General features: G+C 67.3%; 16 protein-coding genes and 1 tRNA gene. 16 read left to right on the top strand and 1 reads right to left on the bottom strand.

The annotated features are described in order from the left end of the window. Window positions 1–27: 27 nt before the first annotated feature. Entirely contained in the window at window positions 28–2,820 is a 2,793-nt protein-coding gene (locus C8J25_RS14080) for a TonB-dependent receptor domain-containing protein (protein ID WP_107954953.1), read from the top strand. A 268-nt stretch (window positions 2,821–3,088) separates the two neighbouring features. Here C8J25_RS14080 and C8J25_RS14075 read toward each other — a convergent pair whose 3' ends face one another. Further along, on the bottom strand, window positions 3,089–3,745 hold the full coding sequence (locus tag C8J25_RS14075) for a prolyl hydroxylase family protein (RefSeq protein ID WP_107955055.1): 657 nt from the start codon (window positions 3,743–3,745) through the stop codon (window positions 3,089–3,091). 182 nt (window positions 3,746–3,927) lie between these two features. Between C8J25_RS14075 and C8J25_RS14070 the strand changes: the two genes are divergently transcribed. The 15 genes from C8J25_RS14070 to ccmC all read left to right on the top strand — a co-directional run bounded on the left by C8J25_RS14070 (window position 3,928) and on the right by ccmC (window position 17,463). Next, a complete protein-coding gene (locus tag C8J25_RS14070) occupies window positions 3,928–4,710 on the top strand; it encodes a type II secretion system protein N (RefSeq protein WP_341871538.1) in 783 nt (260 codons plus the stop codon). Then, window positions 4,707–6,920, top strand: a complete 2,214-nt coding sequence (gene gspD, locus C8J25_RS14065; RefSeq protein WP_107954951.1) for a type II secretion system secretin GspD — start codon at window positions 4,707–4,709, stop codon at window positions 6,918–6,920. The genes C8J25_RS14070 and gspD overlap by 4 nt, the downstream gene beginning before the upstream one ends. Window positions 6,921–7,027: 107 nt before the next feature. Continuing rightward, the gene (locus C8J25_RS14060) at window positions 7,028–8,569 is read left to right on the top strand and encodes a GspE/PulE family protein (protein WP_483009882.1); all 1,542 of its coding nucleotides are present in this window, start codon (window positions 7,028–7,030) and stop codon (window positions 8,567–8,569) included. A gap of 171 nt (window positions 8,570–8,740) precedes the next feature. Further along, the gene (gene gspF, locus C8J25_RS14055; RefSeq protein ID WP_107955053.1) at window positions 8,741–9,967 is read left to right on the top strand and encodes a type II secretion system inner membrane protein GspF; all 1,227 of its coding nucleotides are present in this window, start codon (window positions 8,741–8,743) and stop codon (window positions 9,965–9,967) included. A gap of 8 nt (window positions 9,968–9,975) precedes the next feature. Next, window positions 9,976–10,416, top strand: coding sequence for a type II secretion system major pseudopilin GspG (gene gspG / locus C8J25_RS14050; RefSeq protein WP_082444053.1), 441 nt, complete (start codon window positions 9,976–9,978; stop codon window positions 10,414–10,416). A gap of 4 nt (window positions 10,417–10,420) precedes the next feature. Further along, the gene (locus tag C8J25_RS14045; RefSeq protein ID WP_279628762.1) at window positions 10,421–10,906 is read left to right on the top strand and encodes a GspH/FimT family pseudopilin; all 486 of its coding nucleotides are present in this window, start codon (window positions 10,421–10,423) and stop codon (window positions 10,904–10,906) included. After that, a complete protein-coding gene (gene gspI / locus C8J25_RS14040) occupies window positions 10,896–11,300 on the top strand; it encodes a type II secretion system minor pseudopilin GspI (protein WP_107954948.1) in 405 nt (134 codons plus the stop codon). Before C8J25_RS14045 ends, gspI begins: the two co-directional genes overlap by 11 nt. Continuing rightward, entirely contained in the window at window positions 11,297–11,983 is a 687-nt protein-coding gene (gene gspJ, locus C8J25_RS14035; protein WP_244187108.1) for a type II secretion system minor pseudopilin GspJ, read from the top strand. The genes gspI and gspJ overlap by 4 nt, the downstream gene beginning before the upstream one ends. Further along, window positions 11,970–12,968 carry a type II secretion system minor pseudopilin GspK gene (gspK, locus tag C8J25_RS14030; RefSeq protein ID WP_244187106.1) on the top strand — a complete coding sequence of 333 codons (999 nt, stop codon included), beginning with the start codon at window positions 11,970–11,972 and terminating at the stop codon, window positions 12,966–12,968. Before gspJ ends, gspK begins: the two co-directional genes overlap by 14 nt. Beyond that, window positions 12,965–14,050 (top strand): type II secretion system protein GspL, encoded by a 1,086-nt coding sequence (gspL, locus tag C8J25_RS14025; RefSeq protein ID WP_107954946.1) that lies wholly within the window; start codon window positions 12,965–12,967, stop codon window positions 14,048–14,050. The genes gspK and gspL overlap by 4 nt, the downstream gene beginning before the upstream one ends. Continuing rightward, a complete protein-coding gene (gene gspM / locus C8J25_RS14020) occupies window positions 14,047–14,523 on the top strand; it encodes a type II secretion system protein GspM (RefSeq protein WP_107954945.1) in 477 nt (158 codons plus the stop codon). The genes gspL and gspM overlap by 4 nt, the downstream gene beginning before the upstream one ends. Further along, window positions 14,520–15,245 (top strand): type II secretion system protein N, encoded by a 726-nt coding sequence (gene gspN, locus C8J25_RS14015; RefSeq protein ID WP_107954944.1) that lies wholly within the window; start codon window positions 14,520–14,522, stop codon window positions 15,243–15,245. The genes gspM and gspN overlap by 4 nt, the downstream gene beginning before the upstream one ends. 66 nt (window positions 15,246–15,311) lie before the next feature. After that, a tRNA-His gene (locus C8J25_RS14010) sits at window positions 15,312–15,388 on the top strand. A gap of 111 nt (window positions 15,389–15,499) precedes the next feature. After that, window positions 15,500–16,549: a Leu/Phe/Val dehydrogenase gene (locus tag C8J25_RS14005; protein WP_107954943.1), complete on the top strand. Its 1,050-nt coding sequence runs from the start codon at window positions 15,500–15,502 to the stop codon at window positions 16,547–16,549. A gap of 188 nt (window positions 16,550–16,737) precedes the next feature. Beyond that, window positions 16,738–17,463: a heme ABC transporter permease CcmC gene (ccmC, locus tag C8J25_RS14000; protein ID WP_107954942.1), complete on the top strand. Its 726-nt coding sequence runs from the start codon at window positions 16,738–16,740 to the stop codon at window positions 17,461–17,463. The last annotated feature ends 27 nt before the right edge of the window (window positions 17,464–17,490 follow it).

The raw sequence follows: 17,490 nt of genomic DNA, 5'->3' as shown, positions 1-17,490 counted from the left end.
TAGACCCCCTGATCTGGATATTCGGCCATGCAAACGCGCTTCGGCTATGCCACCTTACTTCTCCTGACCTCGCAGCTGGTCGCGCCGGCCGTGCTCGCCCAGACCGGCGGCGCCGCACCCGCTCCAGCCGCCTTGCCACCCGCCTCGACGACGCAGACCGGTCCGACCTCGACGCCGGTGGACGTGTCTGCGCCACAAGCAGCCGGAGCAGAGGCCGAAGTGTCGACGCCGGGCTATGATCCCAATGGCGGCGAGGACATCGTCGTCGTCGGCCGCAACATCCCGAATTTCGTCCGCGCGACCCCGCAGGTCGTCTCGATCCTGTCGACCGAGGACATCGCGCGCACCGGCGAAGGCGACATCGCCGGCGCGCTGTCGCGCGTCACCGGTCTTAGCATCGTCGGCAACGGCTTCGTCTACGTCCGCGGTCTTGGCGATCGTTACTCGTCGTCGCTGCTCAACGGCTCGCCATTGCCGAGCCCCGAGCCGCTGCGCCGTTCGGTCCCGCTCGACATCTTCCCGACCACGATCGTCGGCTCCGCGCTGGTCCAGAAGACCTATTCGGTGAACTATCCCGGTGAATTCGGCGGCGGCGTGATCAACCTCACGACCAAGGCGATCCCGGACAAGAACTTCCTGTCGTTCGGCGGCTCGGTCTCGGCCGACACCGCGACCACCAGCGAACTCGGCTACACCTATTATGGCGGCGATGCCGACTGGATCGGCTTCGACGACGGCACGCGCAAGGTGCCGAGCTTCATCAAGAACGCCCCTAGCGGCACCGGCAACATCTCAGCGGCGCAGGCCGCGACGCTCAGCAACGCCTCGACCTCGCTGCTCCAGCGCAACAACCAGCTTCCCGCCAATTTCTCGGGCGAGATCAGCGGCGGCTCGGTGTTCGACATTGGTTCGGGCCGGCTCGGCGTAATTGCGTCGGTCAGCGCGAGCAACACCTTCCGCACCCGCAGCATCACGCAGCAGGATTCGGTCACCAACGAAGGCCTGCTCCGCAACGATTTCCAAACCCTGCTGACCGATAACCGGATCGTCGCCAACGCGCTGATCGGCGTCGGCTACGAGTTCGGCGAGAACAGCATCAAGCTGACCAACGTCTATATCCACGACACGCTGAAGCAGGCGCGTGGGTCGGCGGCGACCACCTACAACAACTCGAGCGGCCTGCGTTTCCAGCAGAACACCAACTGGTTCGAACGCCAGCTGTTCGAGAGCCAGCTGGTCGGCGCGTTCAAGCCCGTCGACGCGCTGACGCTCGATGTCCGCGGCGCCTATGCCAATTCGAAGCGCAATGCGCCGTATGAGCGGCAGTTCGACTATCTCTGCTCGAACACCACCACGACCGGCCAGCCGATCACGGTGCAGGATCCGAACGGGACCGGCGGCGCGCAGTGCAATGGCGCGTATCAGGTGACTCAGCGCTTCTCGCCGTTCGCGTCGATCATCTTCAGCGAACTGAAGGAAGACCTCTACAGCGGGCAGGCGGATGCCGCGTACAAGCTCTCGACCGATCGGCCGATGACGCTGTCGACCGGCTATTTCTACTCGGATACGAAGCGCACGTCGTCGCGTCTCCAATTCAACTACCAGACGCCGCGCGGCGGTGGCACCGCGCCGGGCTATCCGTATAATCTGCTCCGTCCGGATTACCTGCTGGCGATCGATACCAACGATCCGCTCAACTCGCTCGAATTGCAGTTCAATACCCCGCTCGGCGCGTATCAATATGACGCGTCGCTGCGGATTCATGCGGGCTACGTCCAGGCCGAGGCCGAAGCGACCGACGGCGTCCGTGCGACGATCGGTGTGCGCTACGAGACGGCGGACGAGCGGGTTACCCCGATCGGTGCGACCACGACTCGTCTGAAGAACGATTACTTCCTGCCGGCCTCGACGCTGACCTGGAACTTCGCGCCCGACATGCAGCTTCGCGCCAGCGCGTCGAAGACGATCTCGCGCCCACAGTTCCGCGAGCTTGCACCACAGCAGTTCCGCGATCCCGAATCGGATCGCCTGTTCTTCGGTAACCCGCTGTTGCAGGATACCAAGCTCTACAATCTCGATGCGCGCTACGAATGGTTCTTCGCGCGTGACCAGCGCTTTACGCTCGGCGCGTTCTACAAGCGGATCGACAAGCCGATCGAACAGGTCGGTTTCTACACCGGTGCCGACGATCGTCTCCAGACGGGCTTTACAAACCTGCCCAAGGCCAAGCTGTACGGCGGCGAGGTCGAGTTCCAGAAATACGTGCCGCTCGACACGCTCGGCAGCGATTTCTTCGCGACGCGCCGCCTGCTGTTCATCGCCAACTACACCTATACGCAGTCGTCGATCACGGTGGACGGCAGCTGCGTCCCGAACGTGGTGGACCAGACGACCAAGGTTGCGGGCTGCCAGACCGGGTTCGCGCCGGCCACGGGTAACTTCCGCGACGGCGCGCCGCTCACCGGCCAGTCGGACCACCTCGTCAACGTCCAGCTCGGGCTGGAGGACACCAAGCGGCTGTCGCAGATCACGTTGTTGTTCAACTACGCCAGCGACCGCGTAACCAATCGCGGCCCATCGAACCTCGGCGGCACGGGCTTCCTGCCCGACATCATCGAGAAGCCCGGCATCCGCCTCGACCTCGTCGCCCGCCAGGGTGTCGAACTGCGCGGCGCCAAGTTCGAGGTGAAGGCCGAGGCACGCAACCTCACCAAGACGCGCTTCACCGAGGGTCAGACGTTCGAGAACGGCAACAAGGTTTACATCAACCGGTATAATCTGGGTCAGGTGTTCACGCTGGGCATCAGCACGACGTTCTGAGGAAGGGGGCGGTCGTTCGGGTTGCGCTCCAGTGGCGAGCGCAGTCGGAGCGACCGACCTCCCACGAAGAGCACCTCCCCGGCGAAGGCCGGGGCCCAGTTGGAAAGGTCGGTGTAACGTAGCGCCGTCCTCCGTCAGCAACGTTGCCCAACTGGACCTCGGCCTTCACCGGGGAGGTGCTTTGAGAGTGCTAGGTGCTGAGGCGCAGAAGTCGCCGCTGCGCCAATCCGTCCGTTCTCGCCTCACTAATCATGACCCCAGGCCAAGCCTAACCCCACGGCTTCTCGCGAAACCATTTGGTGATCACATACTTCACCCCCGCGCGCACCTTCATCCCGTGATGCAGCGTCGCCGGGTTCATGCTTCCATCGGCCCGCCGGTTGTTCCACGCGAGCAGCTTGCCCGTTTCCGGCTGCACGATCTTGTCGATCGCCTTGAACCGCGTCGCGCCGCCGGCTTCCGGCTGATTGAGGTAGATCATGACGGTCCACGTCCGATTGCCCGCGACCCCGCAATACCGCTGATAATCGACGCCGTTCGGCTCGAAATAATCGGTATGTCCCTTGAACTCCTGCCCTACCGCATAGCGCTGCCCCTGGAGCGGTTCGCCGTACACCGGGTCGAGTCCGGTCAGCGCGGCGATCCTGCGCTCGACCTCGATCGCGACCGGATCGAGCGGAGAAAGATCGCCCGTCTCGCTCGTCCGATAGTTCGCGTCGCCGTTCGAATCGGAGATCGTCGACGGCCGCCGCACCGCGTCGATCCGCTCGATCAGCGTCGAGCACAGGTCCGGCGGCAGGAAGTCGCGCCGCACGAACAGGTCGAGCTTCGGACTCGGAACGCGTTGGACACCGGGCACGGACAGCCGGGCGATGATCGCTTCGGGGGGCAGGCCGGAGCTGCTGGACGGGACAGGATCGGACATAAGCGTCTTCTGCCCATCGCCGACGCGAAGCGCTACCCCATCAGAATCGAAGCAACCAACGCGCAAGCCATTGACGCGGAATTGTAACATGGCATGCCTACGCGACGAAGAGAGCGGGAAATTGGGGTGGGTCGCGGATGCGATTGAAGCTGGACGCGCGGGCGCGCCGTATCTTGCGGCGTATGCCGGTCGTGAATGTCTATAGTGTCGTCGAACTCGCGCTCCTGGCCGGGCTGGCGGTGCAGTGCGCGCGGCTGGCGTGGACGATCGTGACACCGATCACGCCGCTCGGCGACTGGCGCCCGGCCGCGCCGATGGTGGTGGGTTCGCCCGCCGATATCCTGCGCGGTTTCGATCCGTTTTTCCGCCTCGGTGGCGCGGCCGGCGCACCCGCTACGGTAACGTCACTCCAGCTGACCCTGTTCGGCACGCGGATGGATGAAGCGATGGGCCGCAGCTCCGCGATCATCGCCGGTCCCGACGGTGTCCAGCAGAGCGTCGCGGTCGGCGACGAGATCCAGCCCGGCGTGCGTCTCAAGGCGGTCGCGTTCGATCACGTCACGATCGACCGCGGCGGTGCCGACGAGGACCTGTTCCTCGACCAGTCGGGCGCTGTCACGTCGGTCGTCCCCGGCGCGGCGCCAGCGGGTGCGCCCGGTGCCGTTGCCCCCGTCGTTGGCATCCCCGTCGCGCAGTTGCGGAGCGAGATCGGCTTCATCCCCCGCATCGACGGCGGCCGCATCAGCGGGCTCACGGTCCGGTCGCAAGGCTCGGGCAACGCGTTCCGTTCCGCTGGGCTCAAGGACGGCGACATCGTCACCTCGATCGGCGGGCGTCCCGTTTCCGGCCCGGGCGATCTCGACCGCATCGTCAAGGATTTCGCGGGCGGCGGCAACGTCCCCATCACCGTAGAACGCGGCCAGGATACCCTGCCGCTCGCCATCACGATCGCGCCCACCCAATGAAAAAACTGTTTCTCGGCCCCGTCGTAGCCCTGGCGCTGGCGGCAGGCGTCCACGCGCAGACCACGCTGAACGTCCGCGACGCCGATATCCGCGCGTTCATCGCCGATGCCGCCAAGGTCACCGGGCGCACGTTCATCATCGACAACCGCGTCGCCGGCAAGGTGACCGTGGTCACCGATCGCCCGCTGTCGCGCTCCGAATATTTCGAGATCTTCCTCTCGACCCTGCGCGCCAACGGCCTCGTCGCGGTGCCGACCTCAGGTGGTGCGTTCCGCGTCCAGCCGCTGGACAATGCCGCATCGCAGCCGAGCCGGATCGGAGTGGCGGGTGCCGCACGCAACAGCTACGTCACCGAGATCATCCGCCTCCGCGCGATCGACGCACAGTCCGCGGTCGAGACCGTTCGCCCGCTGGTCAGCGCGCAGGGCTCGGTCAGCGCGAACCGTGGCGGCAACAGCCTCGTCGTGGTCGATTTCGCCGACAACATCCGTCGCATCCGCGAAGTCCTCCGCCGGATCGACACCGACACGTCCTCCACGCGCGTCGTCGCGCTGAAGAATGCAAGCGCGAAGGAAATCGCCACCGCGCTCCAGGGTCTGATCGGTGCCGGTACCGGCGGCGGTCAAGGCGGGCAGGGCGGTGGCGCCGCCGCCGGCCCGAGCGCATCCGTGGTCGCAGTGGAAGGCTCGAACGCGGTCGCGTTGCGCGGCGATCCGACGACCGTCGCCCGTCTCGCACAGGTCGCCGCCGACCTCGACCAGAAGGCGCGCAACGGTACCGAGATCAAGGTGGTCTTCCTCGAGAATGCCGATGCCGAACAGTTGCTGCCGGTGTTGCAGGAACTCGTCGGCCAGACTCCGACGCAGCCCGTGCAGACGGCACTGTCGCGCTCGAACTTCGGATCGAGCAGCACCAACGGTGCGTCCGGCGGCCAGTCGAACTTCTCGCAGCCGCAGATCCCGCAGTCGGGCCCCACCTCCGGCGGCACGTCCGGCTCCGGCCAGGCTGCGATCACGTCGGCTGGCAAGTCGGCCGTGGTCGTCACGCGCTTTGCCGGCGCCAACGCGATCGTCATCGCCGCGCCCGCCGAGATCCAGCGTCAGCTGAACGAGGTCGTCCGCCAGCTCGATACGCGCCGCGAACAGGTACTGGTCGAGGCGATCGTCGCCGAAGTCTCCGATTCGACCGCACGCACGCTTGGCGCACAGTTCATCGTCGGCGATCCGAGCGGTGGCGCGTTCGGCGCGTCGACCTTCTCGAACTCCGCGCCCAACATCCTCCAGATCGCCGGCGCGATCGGCGCGCGCTCGATCGGCGGCAACGGCACGACGGTCGTCGCGCCCGATGGCACGCGCACCGAAACGAACACCCCCAATGCCGCGGCGGACGCGCTGCAGCAGTCGGCGATCGCGTCGATCCTCGCGGCTACCGGCGGCTTTGGCGGGTTCGGCGGCAAGATCGGCAGCACCTTCTTCGGCGCGATCATCAACGCGGTGAAGAGCGACACGACCTCGAACCTGCTCCAGGTCCCGCATCTCGTCACGCTCGACAACCAGGAGGCGCACAGCCTCGTCGGACAGGAGATTCCGATCACCACGGGGCAGGCGCTCAGCACCAATTTCGACAACGCCTTCCGCACCACGCAGCGCCAGAATGTGGGCATCGAGCTGACAGTGCGTCCTCAGGTGAACTCGAGCGGCACCGTGAAGCTCAACCTGCGCTTGGAGGTCAGCTCGATCGCCGGGCCGGTGTCGAGCGACAACAGCGACCTGATCCTCAACAAGCGCGAGGTGGAAACCGTCCGCACCGTCGACGACGGGCAGATCGCGGTGATCAGCGGTCTGCTCGACGATAACGAGCGCCGCACGATCGAGAAGATCCCGCTGCTCGGCGACATCCCGGTGCTCGGCCATCTGTTCACGTCGAAGGCGAAGCAGCGCTCGAAGACCAACCTGATGATCTTCATCCGCCCGACGATCCTGCGCACCGCCGAGGATAGCCGCAAGCTGACCGAGCAGCGCTACGGCTATGTCCGCCTGCAACAGGGCTTGCAGGAGCCGGGCGCCGAGCCGTCGATCGACCAGCTCGTCCGCGACTACATGGGCGCCGCCCCGCCGATCCCGAGCGCACCGATCCCCGGCAGTATCGAAGACCCGCGTATCGCTGTCCCGGTACGCACCTCGACGATGGTCGTGCGGCCCAAAAAATGATCATCCGCGAAGGCCACGAGATCGACGCCGCTACTCCCCTCCCGCTTGCGGGAGGGGTCGGGGGAGGGGCTGCCTTACTCACGGACGGCGCGATCGAGGGATATGTCATTCCCTCCCCCAACCCCTCCCGTTTACGGGAGGGGAGCAGTGACCTCCCCCAGATCACCATCCCTTACGCCTTCGCCCGAAAATTCGGCGTCGTGGTCGACCATACCGACACGGACTCCCACCTCACCATCGCCATGCGCGCCGGCGCAGACCCCAAAGTCCTGCTCGAACTCCGCCGCTACCTCGCGCGCCCGTTCGACGTGACCTTCGTGGAACAGGTCGCGTTCGACCGCCTCCTGTCGAACGTCTACGCGATGGACGGCCAGGCTAATGCGCTCGCCGCAGTCGGCATGGGCGACGAACTCGACCTGCTCGCCGGCGATATGCCGACCGCGGAGGACCTGCTCGACACCGCCGACGACGCGCCGGCGATCCGCCTGATCAACGGCATCATCGCCGACGCCGCGCGCAACGGCGTGTCCGACATCCACATCGAGCCATACGAGTCCGGTCTGGTCGTCCGCATGCGCATCGACGGCGTGCTGCGCGAAACGCTGCGCATGCCGCCCAACGTCGCGCCGGTCGTCGTCAGCCGCATCAAGGTCATGGCGCGCCTCGACATCGCCGAGCGCCGCGTCCCGCAGGACGGCCGCATGGGGCTGACGTTAGGGGGCAAGCTGCTCGACGTCCGCGTTTCGACGCTGCCGAGCCGCGCCGGCGAGCGCGTGGTGCTGCGTATCCTCGACAAGGAAAACGCTGGCATCGATCTCGAAGCGCTCGGCCTGCCGCCCGCACTGTTCGCGCTGCTCAACGAAGCGCTGAGCGAGCCCAACGGCATCATCCTCGTCACCGGCCCGACCGGATCGGGCAAGACGACGTCGCTCTACGCCGCGCTCCGCCTGCTCAACGACGGCAGCCGTAACATCCTCACCGTCGAGGACCCGGTCGAGTATGCGGTCGACGGTGTCGGTCAGACTCAGGTCAACCCGAAGGTCGGTCTCACCTTCGCGGCGGGCCTGCGCGCGATCCTCCGCCAGGATCCAGACGTCGTGATGGTCGGCGAAATCCGCGACCGCGAAACCGCCGAGATTGCGGTGCAGGCGTCGCTCACCGGCCATCTCGTGCTGTCGACGGTCCACACCAACGACGCGATCGGCGCGATCACGCGCATGCGCGACATGAAGGTCGAGAGCTTCCTGCTCGCCTCGACGTTGCGTGCGGTGATCGCCCAGCGCCTCGTGCGGCGGCTATGCCCGACGTGCCGCAAGGCCGTGCCCGCGTCCGATACGGTCGCCCCGCTGCTCGGCATCGCCTCCGACGCGGTCGTCTACGTCGCGCAAGGCTGCGAAGACTGCAACCAGACCGGCTACAAGGGCCGCATCGGCGTCTTCGAAGCGGTCCGCATCGACGACACGATCCGCCGACTGATCAACACCGACGGGCATGAGTCGGAAATAACCGCACACGCGTTCGCCAAGTCCCCGAACCTGGCGCAGTCCGCCCGCGACCTGGTCCTCTCCGGCCAGACCACCGCCGAAGAAGCCGTCCGAGTATCCCGCCGCGACACCACGGAAGTCGTCGAGGATACAGCAGTTGTTTAGCGTCCTAAAAATCCTCCCCGGAACGGGGAGGGGGACCAGCGAAGCTGGTGGAGGGGGCTCACCACGCTCGCACCACCGGCCGTACGCCGCCAGCAGCGCAACGCAACGTGCGCGGCACGCCCCCTCCACCACCGCTGCGCGGCGGTCCCCCTCCCCTTGCAGGGGAGGATGATGGCGGACTTCGACTATATCGCGATCGATACCAAAGGCGCCGAACGCCGCGGTCACATCGCTGCCGCCGACATAGATGTCGCCCGCGCCACCCTCGACGCACGCAAATTCTACGTCGTGAAGATCACCCCCGGCGCACCCCCGCAGGCGACCAAAGGCCGCCCGCTCTTCGGCCTTCAGCTTGGCACGCCGAAGATGTCGGGTAAGAACCTCACGCTCTTCACCCGCCAGCTCGCCACCCTCAACCGCGTCTCGCCGCTGGAGGAATCGCTCCGTACGATTACGCGCCAGACCGAACAGGACAGCGTCCGCACGATAGTCCAGCACGTCCACGCCGGCGTGGTCGAAGGCCGTCGCCTCGCCGACGCGATGGCGCGTGAGCCGAAAAGCTTTCCGCCGCTCTACCGTGCGATGGTCTCGGCGGGTGAAAGCTCGGGCTCGCTCCCGACCATTCTCGACCGGCTCGCGGCGCTGCTCGAACGCCAGGCCGAGATCCGCGGCAAGCTCATCACCGCGCTCGCCTATCCCTCGATTCTCGCGCTCGTCGCGTTCGGCGTTGTCACCGCGCTGATGATGTTCGTGGTGCCGCAGGTCGTCGAGCAATTCGACACGGTCGGCCAGCAACTCCCGCTGCTCACGCGGATGGTGATGGCGTTCTCGGCGTTCCTCGTCGGATACTGGTGGGTGATGCTGCTGATCGTCGTCGGTGGCGGTCTCGCCGGGTGGCGGGCGCTGAAGGACCCGACTTTGCGACTCGCGTTCGATGGCTGGCTGCTCCGCATCCCGCTGCTCGGTCGCCTGATCCGCGATCTTCACGCGGCACGGATGGCGCGCACGCTCGGCACGATGGTCGCGAGCCGCTTGCCTCTGCTCGACGGGCTCAACCTGACCGCGAGCACGATCCACAACCGTCGTCTCCGCCAGGCGTCGGACCAGATCGTCGACGCGATCCGCGGCGGTGGTTCGCTCTCCGCCGCGATGCGCCGCGCCGGCGTCTTCCCGCCGCTGCTGACCTATCTCGCGGCGAGCGGAGAGGCGGCAGGTCGTCTCGACGAGATGCTGGAGCGCGCCGCCGACTATCTCGAACGCGAGTTCGACCGTTTCACCGCCACCGCATTGTCGCTGCTCGAACCGCTGATCATCGTCGTGATGGGCGGCATCGTCGCGACGATCGTGCTATCCATCCTGCTCCCGATCCTCCAGCTCAACACGCTGGCCGGACAATGAGGTTGTTCATGCGTCCCGAAGATAAAAAGAAGCGCCGCGAGGCCGGCTTTACCCTCGTCGAGCTGATGGTCGTGATCGTCATCATCGGCCTGTTGGCGACGATCGTCGCGCTCAACGTGCTGCCCTCGGGCGACACCGCGCGGATCCAGAAGGCGAAGGCCGACATCGCCCAGATCGAGGGCGGGCTGGAGCTCTACAAGCTCCAGAACATGACCTTCCCCAACACCACGCAAGGGCTGAACGCGCTCGTCTCGGCACCCGCGGGTCTCGCCGATCCATCGCGCTACCAGCGTGGCGGGTATCTCAAGAAGCTGCCGAACGATCCCTGGGGTCGCCCGTATCTCTATGCTTCGCCCGGCGCGCACGGCGAGGCCGACGTCTGGACCTTCGGCGCCGACGGCAAGGAAGGCGGCGAGGGGATCGATGCCGATATCGGCAGCTGGCAATAGGTCCTTGGACTGGGTCCCCGCCTGCGCGGGGACACTTTCGCGGAGACGCGAAAGTGGCTTCACGCTGGTCGAGCTGATGGTCGTCGTCACGATCATCGGCCTGGCCTCCGCTGTGGCCGTGCTCGTCATGCCGGACCCGCGCGGCCGCGTGCTCGACGAGGCGACGCGCTTCGCCCTGCGCACCCGCGCGGCGCACGATTCGGCGATCGTCGAGGCACGCCCGGTGAGCGTCTGGATCAGCGGTGGCGGGTACGGCTTCGACCGTCGGCTCGCCGGCGGCTGGACGCCGATCGCCGAGAAACCCATGCGCGTCGAGCGCTGGGACGAAGGTACCAGGGCCAGCATCGGCGACACCAGCGGCCGCCTGCGCGTGACGTTCGACCCGACCGGCCTCGTCGATCGTCCAGCGGAGATTCGCCTCGATCGCGGAGGCGTTGCGGCGACGGTCCACATCGACGCAGACGGCAGCGTGAGAGCCGATGCGGGCTGAGCGCGGCTTCACCCTTCGTCGACGTTACGCCGAACACGGCTTCACGTTGATCGAAATCATGGTCGCGCTGGCAGTGTTCAGCCTTGCGGCGATGGCGCTCGTGCGTCTGGAAAGCGCGACGATCCGCGGCGCATCGATCCTCGACGAAACGCTCGTCGCGCAGATGGTCGCGCGCAACGTCGCGATCGACGCGGTCACCAGTGCGCAGCCACCGACCGCAGGCCGCGTCACTGGCGTCGAGACAAACGGCGGCCAGCCCTGGACGTGGACGCGGCAGGTCAGCGCGCTCGGCGGATCGAGCGTGCTGCGGATCGACGTAGCGGTCGCCGACCGGACCGGCACGCAACTCGGCCGCCTGACGATGGTGCGACCAGCGCCGCGGATGGTGATGTGACGCATCCGAAAACCGAGGCCGGCTTCACGCTCATCGAAGTCATGGTGTCGCTCATGATCTTCGGCATGATCGCCGCGGCCGGCGTTGCGATCCTGTCGTTCAGCGTGAAGGCGCAGAGTTCGACGGGCGCCAAGCTCGACGACATCAGCGCGCTCACGCGGACGATGTCGATCCTGTCCGCCGATCTCGCCCAGGCGTCGAACCGCGCCAGCCGCGACGAGGCCGGCACCAGCGTCCCCGCATTCATCGGCGAGAGCGGATCGGGCGTCACGCCGATGCTCCGTCTCGTCCGCGCCGGCTGGAGCAATATCGACGGTGCGGCGCGTTCCAGCATGCAGAAGGTCGCCTACCGCGTCGACGGCGGCGCGCTTCAGCGGATCGCGTATCCGATGGTCGACGGCGCGCAGCCGTTGCCGCCTGCCGCGTTGCTCACGAAAGTACGGCAGGTAGCACTCCGCTATCGCATCGCGGGCGCCTGGAGCGATCGCTGGGATGGCGCGAGCGGCAGGCCGTTGCCCGACGCGATGGAACTCACCGTTCAGCGCGACGACGGTACGCAGTTCCGCCAGATGTTCCTCGTCGGCACCAGCTACGTGCCCGCGCCATCCGATGGAACGGGTCCCGCCGCCACGCCACCCGCGGGCACCCCTCCGGGACAGGAGACGCCCGGTGCGCGCACCTGATTTCGGCGCCCGACGCGGACAGGAACGGGGGGCAGCGTTGCTCACCGTGCTGATGCTCGTCGCGATCATCGCGGTGATGGCCGGCGCGGCGCTGGAGAAACTCCGGCTGTCGACCCGCCTCGCGAGCAACGCCGCGACCGGCGAGCAGGCGCGCGCCTATGCACTCGCGGCGGAGACGATGGCGCTGACTCGGGTCTCCAACCTGCTCGCGCCAAAGCCAAGCCGAGTCACGCTGGCCGGCGGCTGGAGCAACACCCCGTTCGGCCTGCCGGTACCCGGAGGCTTCGCGACCGCGCGCGTCCGCGACGGGGCGAACTGCTTCAACCTGAACGCGCTGGTCGCCATGACGACCCCCGGCGTGTACGTCGCGCGCGGCGAAGTCCGGCCGCAGTTCGTCCGCCTGATGCGACTGCTCGACGTACCCGTGCAGGTCGCCGAACAGGTCGCGGCGGGCACGACCGACTGGATCGACAGCGATCAGGACCAGCAACCGATGGGCGCCGAGGACGGTGCGTATCTCGGTCGGGTACCTTCGTACCGCACCGCCGGCACGCTGATGAGCGACCCGAGCGAACTGCGCGCGATCGCGGGGATGACGCCGGAGATCTACACGAAGATCCGCCCGTGGATCTGCACATTGCCATTCGCCAAGCCGTCGCCGATCAACGTCAACACGCTGCTGCCCGAGCAGAGCGTGCTGCTGGCAATGATGTATCCGGATACGCTGTCGGTCGGCGGTGCGCAGCAATTGCTGCTGCGGCGACCGGTGCAGGGCTATGCCAGCTTCGACGAAATGCAGAAGGGCGCGTCGTTGCTTGGCGCTGCCAATATCGCGCCTGGCGTTGACGCGCAGGTGCTGTCGAAATGGTTCACGCTCGATATCGACGTGACGCTCGGCACGACACAAATGCAGGAACGTGCGCTGATAGACGCGAACCGGCTTCCCGCGCAGCTCGTATCGCGGCAATGGGGCGAGCCATCATGACGACTTTGCTGTTCCTTCCCGCCGGCGAGACCGGATATCGCTGGATGCGCGTTGCGGACGCGCGCGTGGTCGGGGAGGGGGAGGGTATCCCCGATACGATCGACGACGAGACGATCGCAGTGGCGCCCGCCGATGCGGTGACGCTGCACTGGGCCGAACTGCCGTCGCGGTCCGCGGCGCAGGCAACGGCGGCCGCGCGAATCCTCGCGAGCGAGGCGAGCGCGTCGCCGCTCGCCGAACTCCATGTCGCAGTCGGGGACGAAGGCGCGAGCGACCGACCGATCGGCGTCGTCGGTGCCGCGACGATGCGCGACTGGCTGCTGATGCTGGCGGAGGCAGGCGTCGATCCGGTCGCGCTCATCCCGGCACCGATGCTCCTTCCGCGACCCGAAGAGGGGTACGCGCGGGCGGAACTGGGCGGAAGCGGCGTGGTGCGCAGTACGTCGAGCGGGTTCGCTGATGAGGCGCGGCTGACGGAGCTGGTGACCGGCGGCACCGCGCCCGCGACGATCGACCGCGATACGCTGGAGGCAGCGATCGTCGCCGCCGTCGCGTCGCCCCCGCTGGATCTTCGACAGGGGCCGTTCGCGCGGCGGCGAAGGTTCGCGATCGACTGGGGGCTGATCCGACGGCTTGCGCTGCTGTCGCTGACGATCCTGGCCGTGACGCTGGCGATCTCGCTCGTTCGCATCGCCAAATACAGCTTCGGCGCGGATGCGTTGGAGGCGGAGGCCAATACGGTGGCGGTCACCGGTTTGCCGCGCGGCGAGACGGTCGTCGACGCCAGCCGCCAGCTCGACGAGCGCCTGTCGCGCGTGCGGGGACCGGGGCTGGGGTTCACCAGCACGACCGCGGCGGTCTTCGCGGCGGTGCGTGCGACGCCCGGCACCGAAGTCACCGCGCTCGATTTCCAGGCGAACGGCGACCTGCGCCTGTCGGTGGCCGTCGAACGCGAAGCCTTGGCGACCGACCTGAAGCGCGCGCTCGAATCCGCAGGCTTCTCGGTCCGCGCGGGCGTGTTCCAGGCGGCAGCCGGTCGCGTGACGGGTGAACTCACGATCAGCCCGGAGAGCGGCCGATGACCGGACTGAAGACGTGGTTCGAAGGACGCTCGCTCAGGGAGCGGCGGCTGTTGCTCGTTATGGCGGGGCTCGCGGTGCTGACGTTGCTCTGGGCGCTGGTTATCCGCCCGGTCGGCGACGGCCTGTCGAGCGCGCGCGAACGTCACGCCGACGCGGTTACCCGGCTCGGCGAAACGCGCGCGCAAGTCGCGACGTTGCGCGATATCCAGCGGACTCGCGCCACGCCGCTGACCGGCACGCTGGCCGACGCGGTGCGCGCCGAGGCGGACCATGCCGGCTTCGCGCTCGCCTCGCTCGATCAGGATGGCGCGAGCCGGGTGCGGGTTAGTATCCAGTCGGCGCGTCCCGCGGCGCTGGTCGCGTGGCTGGCGCGCCTCGAACGGCTCGGCATCCTAGTCGATTCGGTGGCGATGACCGACAAGGGCGACAAGACCGTCGGCGTTGCGCTCACGTTGAAGGCACGCGCGGCATGAGGCGGATCCGTTTGCGTACCGGCCCCGCCGCGCTGTTTGGCGCGATGCTGCTGATCGCGCTGATCGTCTTCCTGCCGATGCGCGCGGTGCTCGGCTGGGTCGGCGTCGGCGACGAAGGGCTGGTTGCGCGGCGCGTGTCGGGGACGATCTGGGGCGCGACGCTGACCGAAGCGCGGTTCGGCGATCTCGCGCTCGGCGATCTGCACGCGCGGCTGTCGCCGTTGCCGCTGCTGGTCGGCCGCGCGACGATCGTCTTCGCTGGTCCCGAATCGGTGTCGTCCAAGCCCTTGCGCGGGTCGGCGAGCGTCAGTCGCCACGGCTTCGGCGTTTACCACATGACCGCCACGGTCGCGACCGGTCGGCTGTTCGCGCCGGTGCCCGTCTCCGCGCTCGACCTCGACGACGTCTCGGTCCGCTTCCGCGATGGCCAGTGCGAAGCCGTCGAGGGCCGCGTCCGCGCGACGCTGGCGGGTGACGTCGGCGGGATCACCTTGCCGCAGTCGGTGAGCGGCACTGCGCGCTGTGATGGCACGGCGTTGCTGTTGCCGCTGGCGAGCCAGTCCGGGACCGAGAGCATCGCGCTCCGGATCGAGGGGGCAGGGACCTACCGCGCCGAGCTGTCGCTGCGTCCGTCCGATCCGCTGGCGGTCCAGAAGCTCGAGCAGGCGGGCTTCGTGAGCGGCCCGAACGGATACAAGCTCGCCATCGAAGGACGTTTTTGACGTCTTTTTGGCAAGTCGACGGTTGACGCCGCCCGGCGACCCCCGCTAGGGGGCGATGCCTACGCGGCGGTCGTAGTTCAATTGGTTAGAGCGTCGGCTTGTGATGCCGGATGTTGCGGGTTCAAGTCCCGTCGGTCGCCCCATTTTCCCATTATTTTTCCGAGCCTCCCCAACGTGAGCGCTTTGGGCTGGTAAAACCGGCTGGAAAATAATATTTCGCCTCCCGGTAATTTTATTCTCCTCAGGAGCCGGCGATGACAGCGGTTTGGGACCTTCCCGATTTCGACGACCACGAGGGCGTTCATGCCTTCACCGATCCCGAATCGGGCCTGCACGCGGTGATCGCGGTGCACTCGACCAAGCTCGGGCCGGCAGCCGGCGGCGCACGCTTCTGGCACTATGCCGACAACGGCCGCGCGGTGACCGACGCGCTGCGCCTGTCGCGCGGCATGAGCTTCAAGAACGCGATGGCGGGCCTGGAGCTCGGCGGCGGCAAGGGCGTGGTCCTCGCGGCCAAGCCCGGCGACGTCATCACGACCGCCCAGCTCGAGGCGTTCGGTCGCGCGGTCGATTCGCTCGGCGGGCGTTATGTGACGGCCGAGGACGTCGGCATGTCCGAAGAGCGCATGAAGGTAATCGCCAGCCAGACGCGCTACGTCTCCGGCCTGCCGGTCGCGAGCGGCGCTGCGGGTGGTGATCCGGGGCCGTACACCGCGCTTGGCATCTATCTCGGCGTGAAGGCGGCGGCGCAGCGTGGCCTCGGTGCGACCGACATGAAGGGCGTGCGTGTCGCGATCCAGGGCGTCGGTTCGGTCGGCGGCGGGCTTGCCCGGTTGCTGGCCAAGGACGGCGCGGTGCTGACGCTGGCGGACGTCGACGAGGGCCGTGCGCAGAAGCTGGCGGGCGAACTCGGCGCGACCGCGGTGGCGGCCGAGGCGATCCTGACGACCGAGGCGGACATCTTCAGCCCGAACGCGCTGGGTGCGATCCTGACCGAGATGTCGATCGCCGCACTGAAGGCGAAGGTCGTCGCCGGCGGTGCGAACAACCAGCTGAGCGTCCGCGAGGACGGCGCACGGCTACACGCTCGCGGCATCCTGTATGCGCCGGACTACGTCATCAACGCAGGCGGGATCATCAACGTTGGCCTGGAGTATCTGGGTCACGGCGACGAGGCCGAGGTGAAGGCACGGATCGCGCGTATTCCGGAGCGCCTGATCGAGGTGTGGAACGAGAGCGACCGCACTGGCCAGCCCGCGTCGGACGTGTCGGACTCGATCGCAAAGCGCCTGATCGGCCGGTAAGCGTCCTTCTCCCCTCCGGGGAGAAGGTGGCACGCAGTGCCGGATGAGGGGAGTTGGGGTAAACGACCCGAGCCTCACGCCCCTCACCCTCCCACCGCAAGCGCGGCGGGCCCCTCCCTCTCCCCTATGGGGAGATGGGCTCAAGTCCAAGGTGACAGCCTCGTACTGTTGCCATAGTGGTACCACCAGTGGCCACTCTACACGCCTTCGCAAACCCCGCGCGCTTCCTGAAGATCGCCAAGCCGTTGACGCCAGCGCTGTTCTGGGCCGGCGTCGCGCTGATCGTGCTCGGTTGCTGGGCAGGCCTTACGCAGACCCCGCCCGATTACCTCCAGGGCGAGACGGTCCGCATCCTCTACATCCACGTCCCCGCCGCGTGGCTCGGCATGGGCGGGTGGAGCGGGATCGCGGTCTCCAGCATCGTGTTTCTCGTCTGGCGCCACCCGCTCGCCAGCGTCGCCGCGCGCGCGATCGCGCTGCCGGGTGCGGTGTTTGCGGCGCTATGTCTCATGACCGGCTCGATCTGGGGACGGCCAACCTGGGGGACGTGGTGGCAATGGGACGGCCGGCTGACCTCGATGCTGCTGCTGTTCTTCGTCTATCTCGGCTACATGGCGCTCGCGAAGGCCGATGCGGATCGTGGCGGCGACGGGCGCGTGCCGGCACTCTACGGGATCGCCGGATCGGTGCTGCTGCCGATCATCCGCTATTCGGTGATATGGTGGAACACGCTGCACCAGGGACCGAGCATCGGTCTGACGCAATCGACGATCGACGGTTCGATCCTCTGGCCGCTGCCGATCATGCTGGCCGGGTTCACGTTCGTGTTCGCCGGGATCGTGTTGATGCGAATGCGGACGATGCTGGCTGTTGCGAAATCCGAAGCGCGGATGCGCAGAATGGCGAGAGCATGAACCCCTGGCCGTTCGTGACTGCCGCGT

Source organism: Sphingomonas faeni, assembly GCF_003053745.1.
Taxonomy (GTDB): Bacteria; Pseudomonadota; Alphaproteobacteria; order Sphingomonadales; family Sphingomonadaceae; genus Sphingomonas; species Sphingomonas faeni.
The sequence above is the reverse complement of the archived record's forward strand: the minus strand, read 5'-3'. Positions and strand labels throughout refer to the sequence as shown.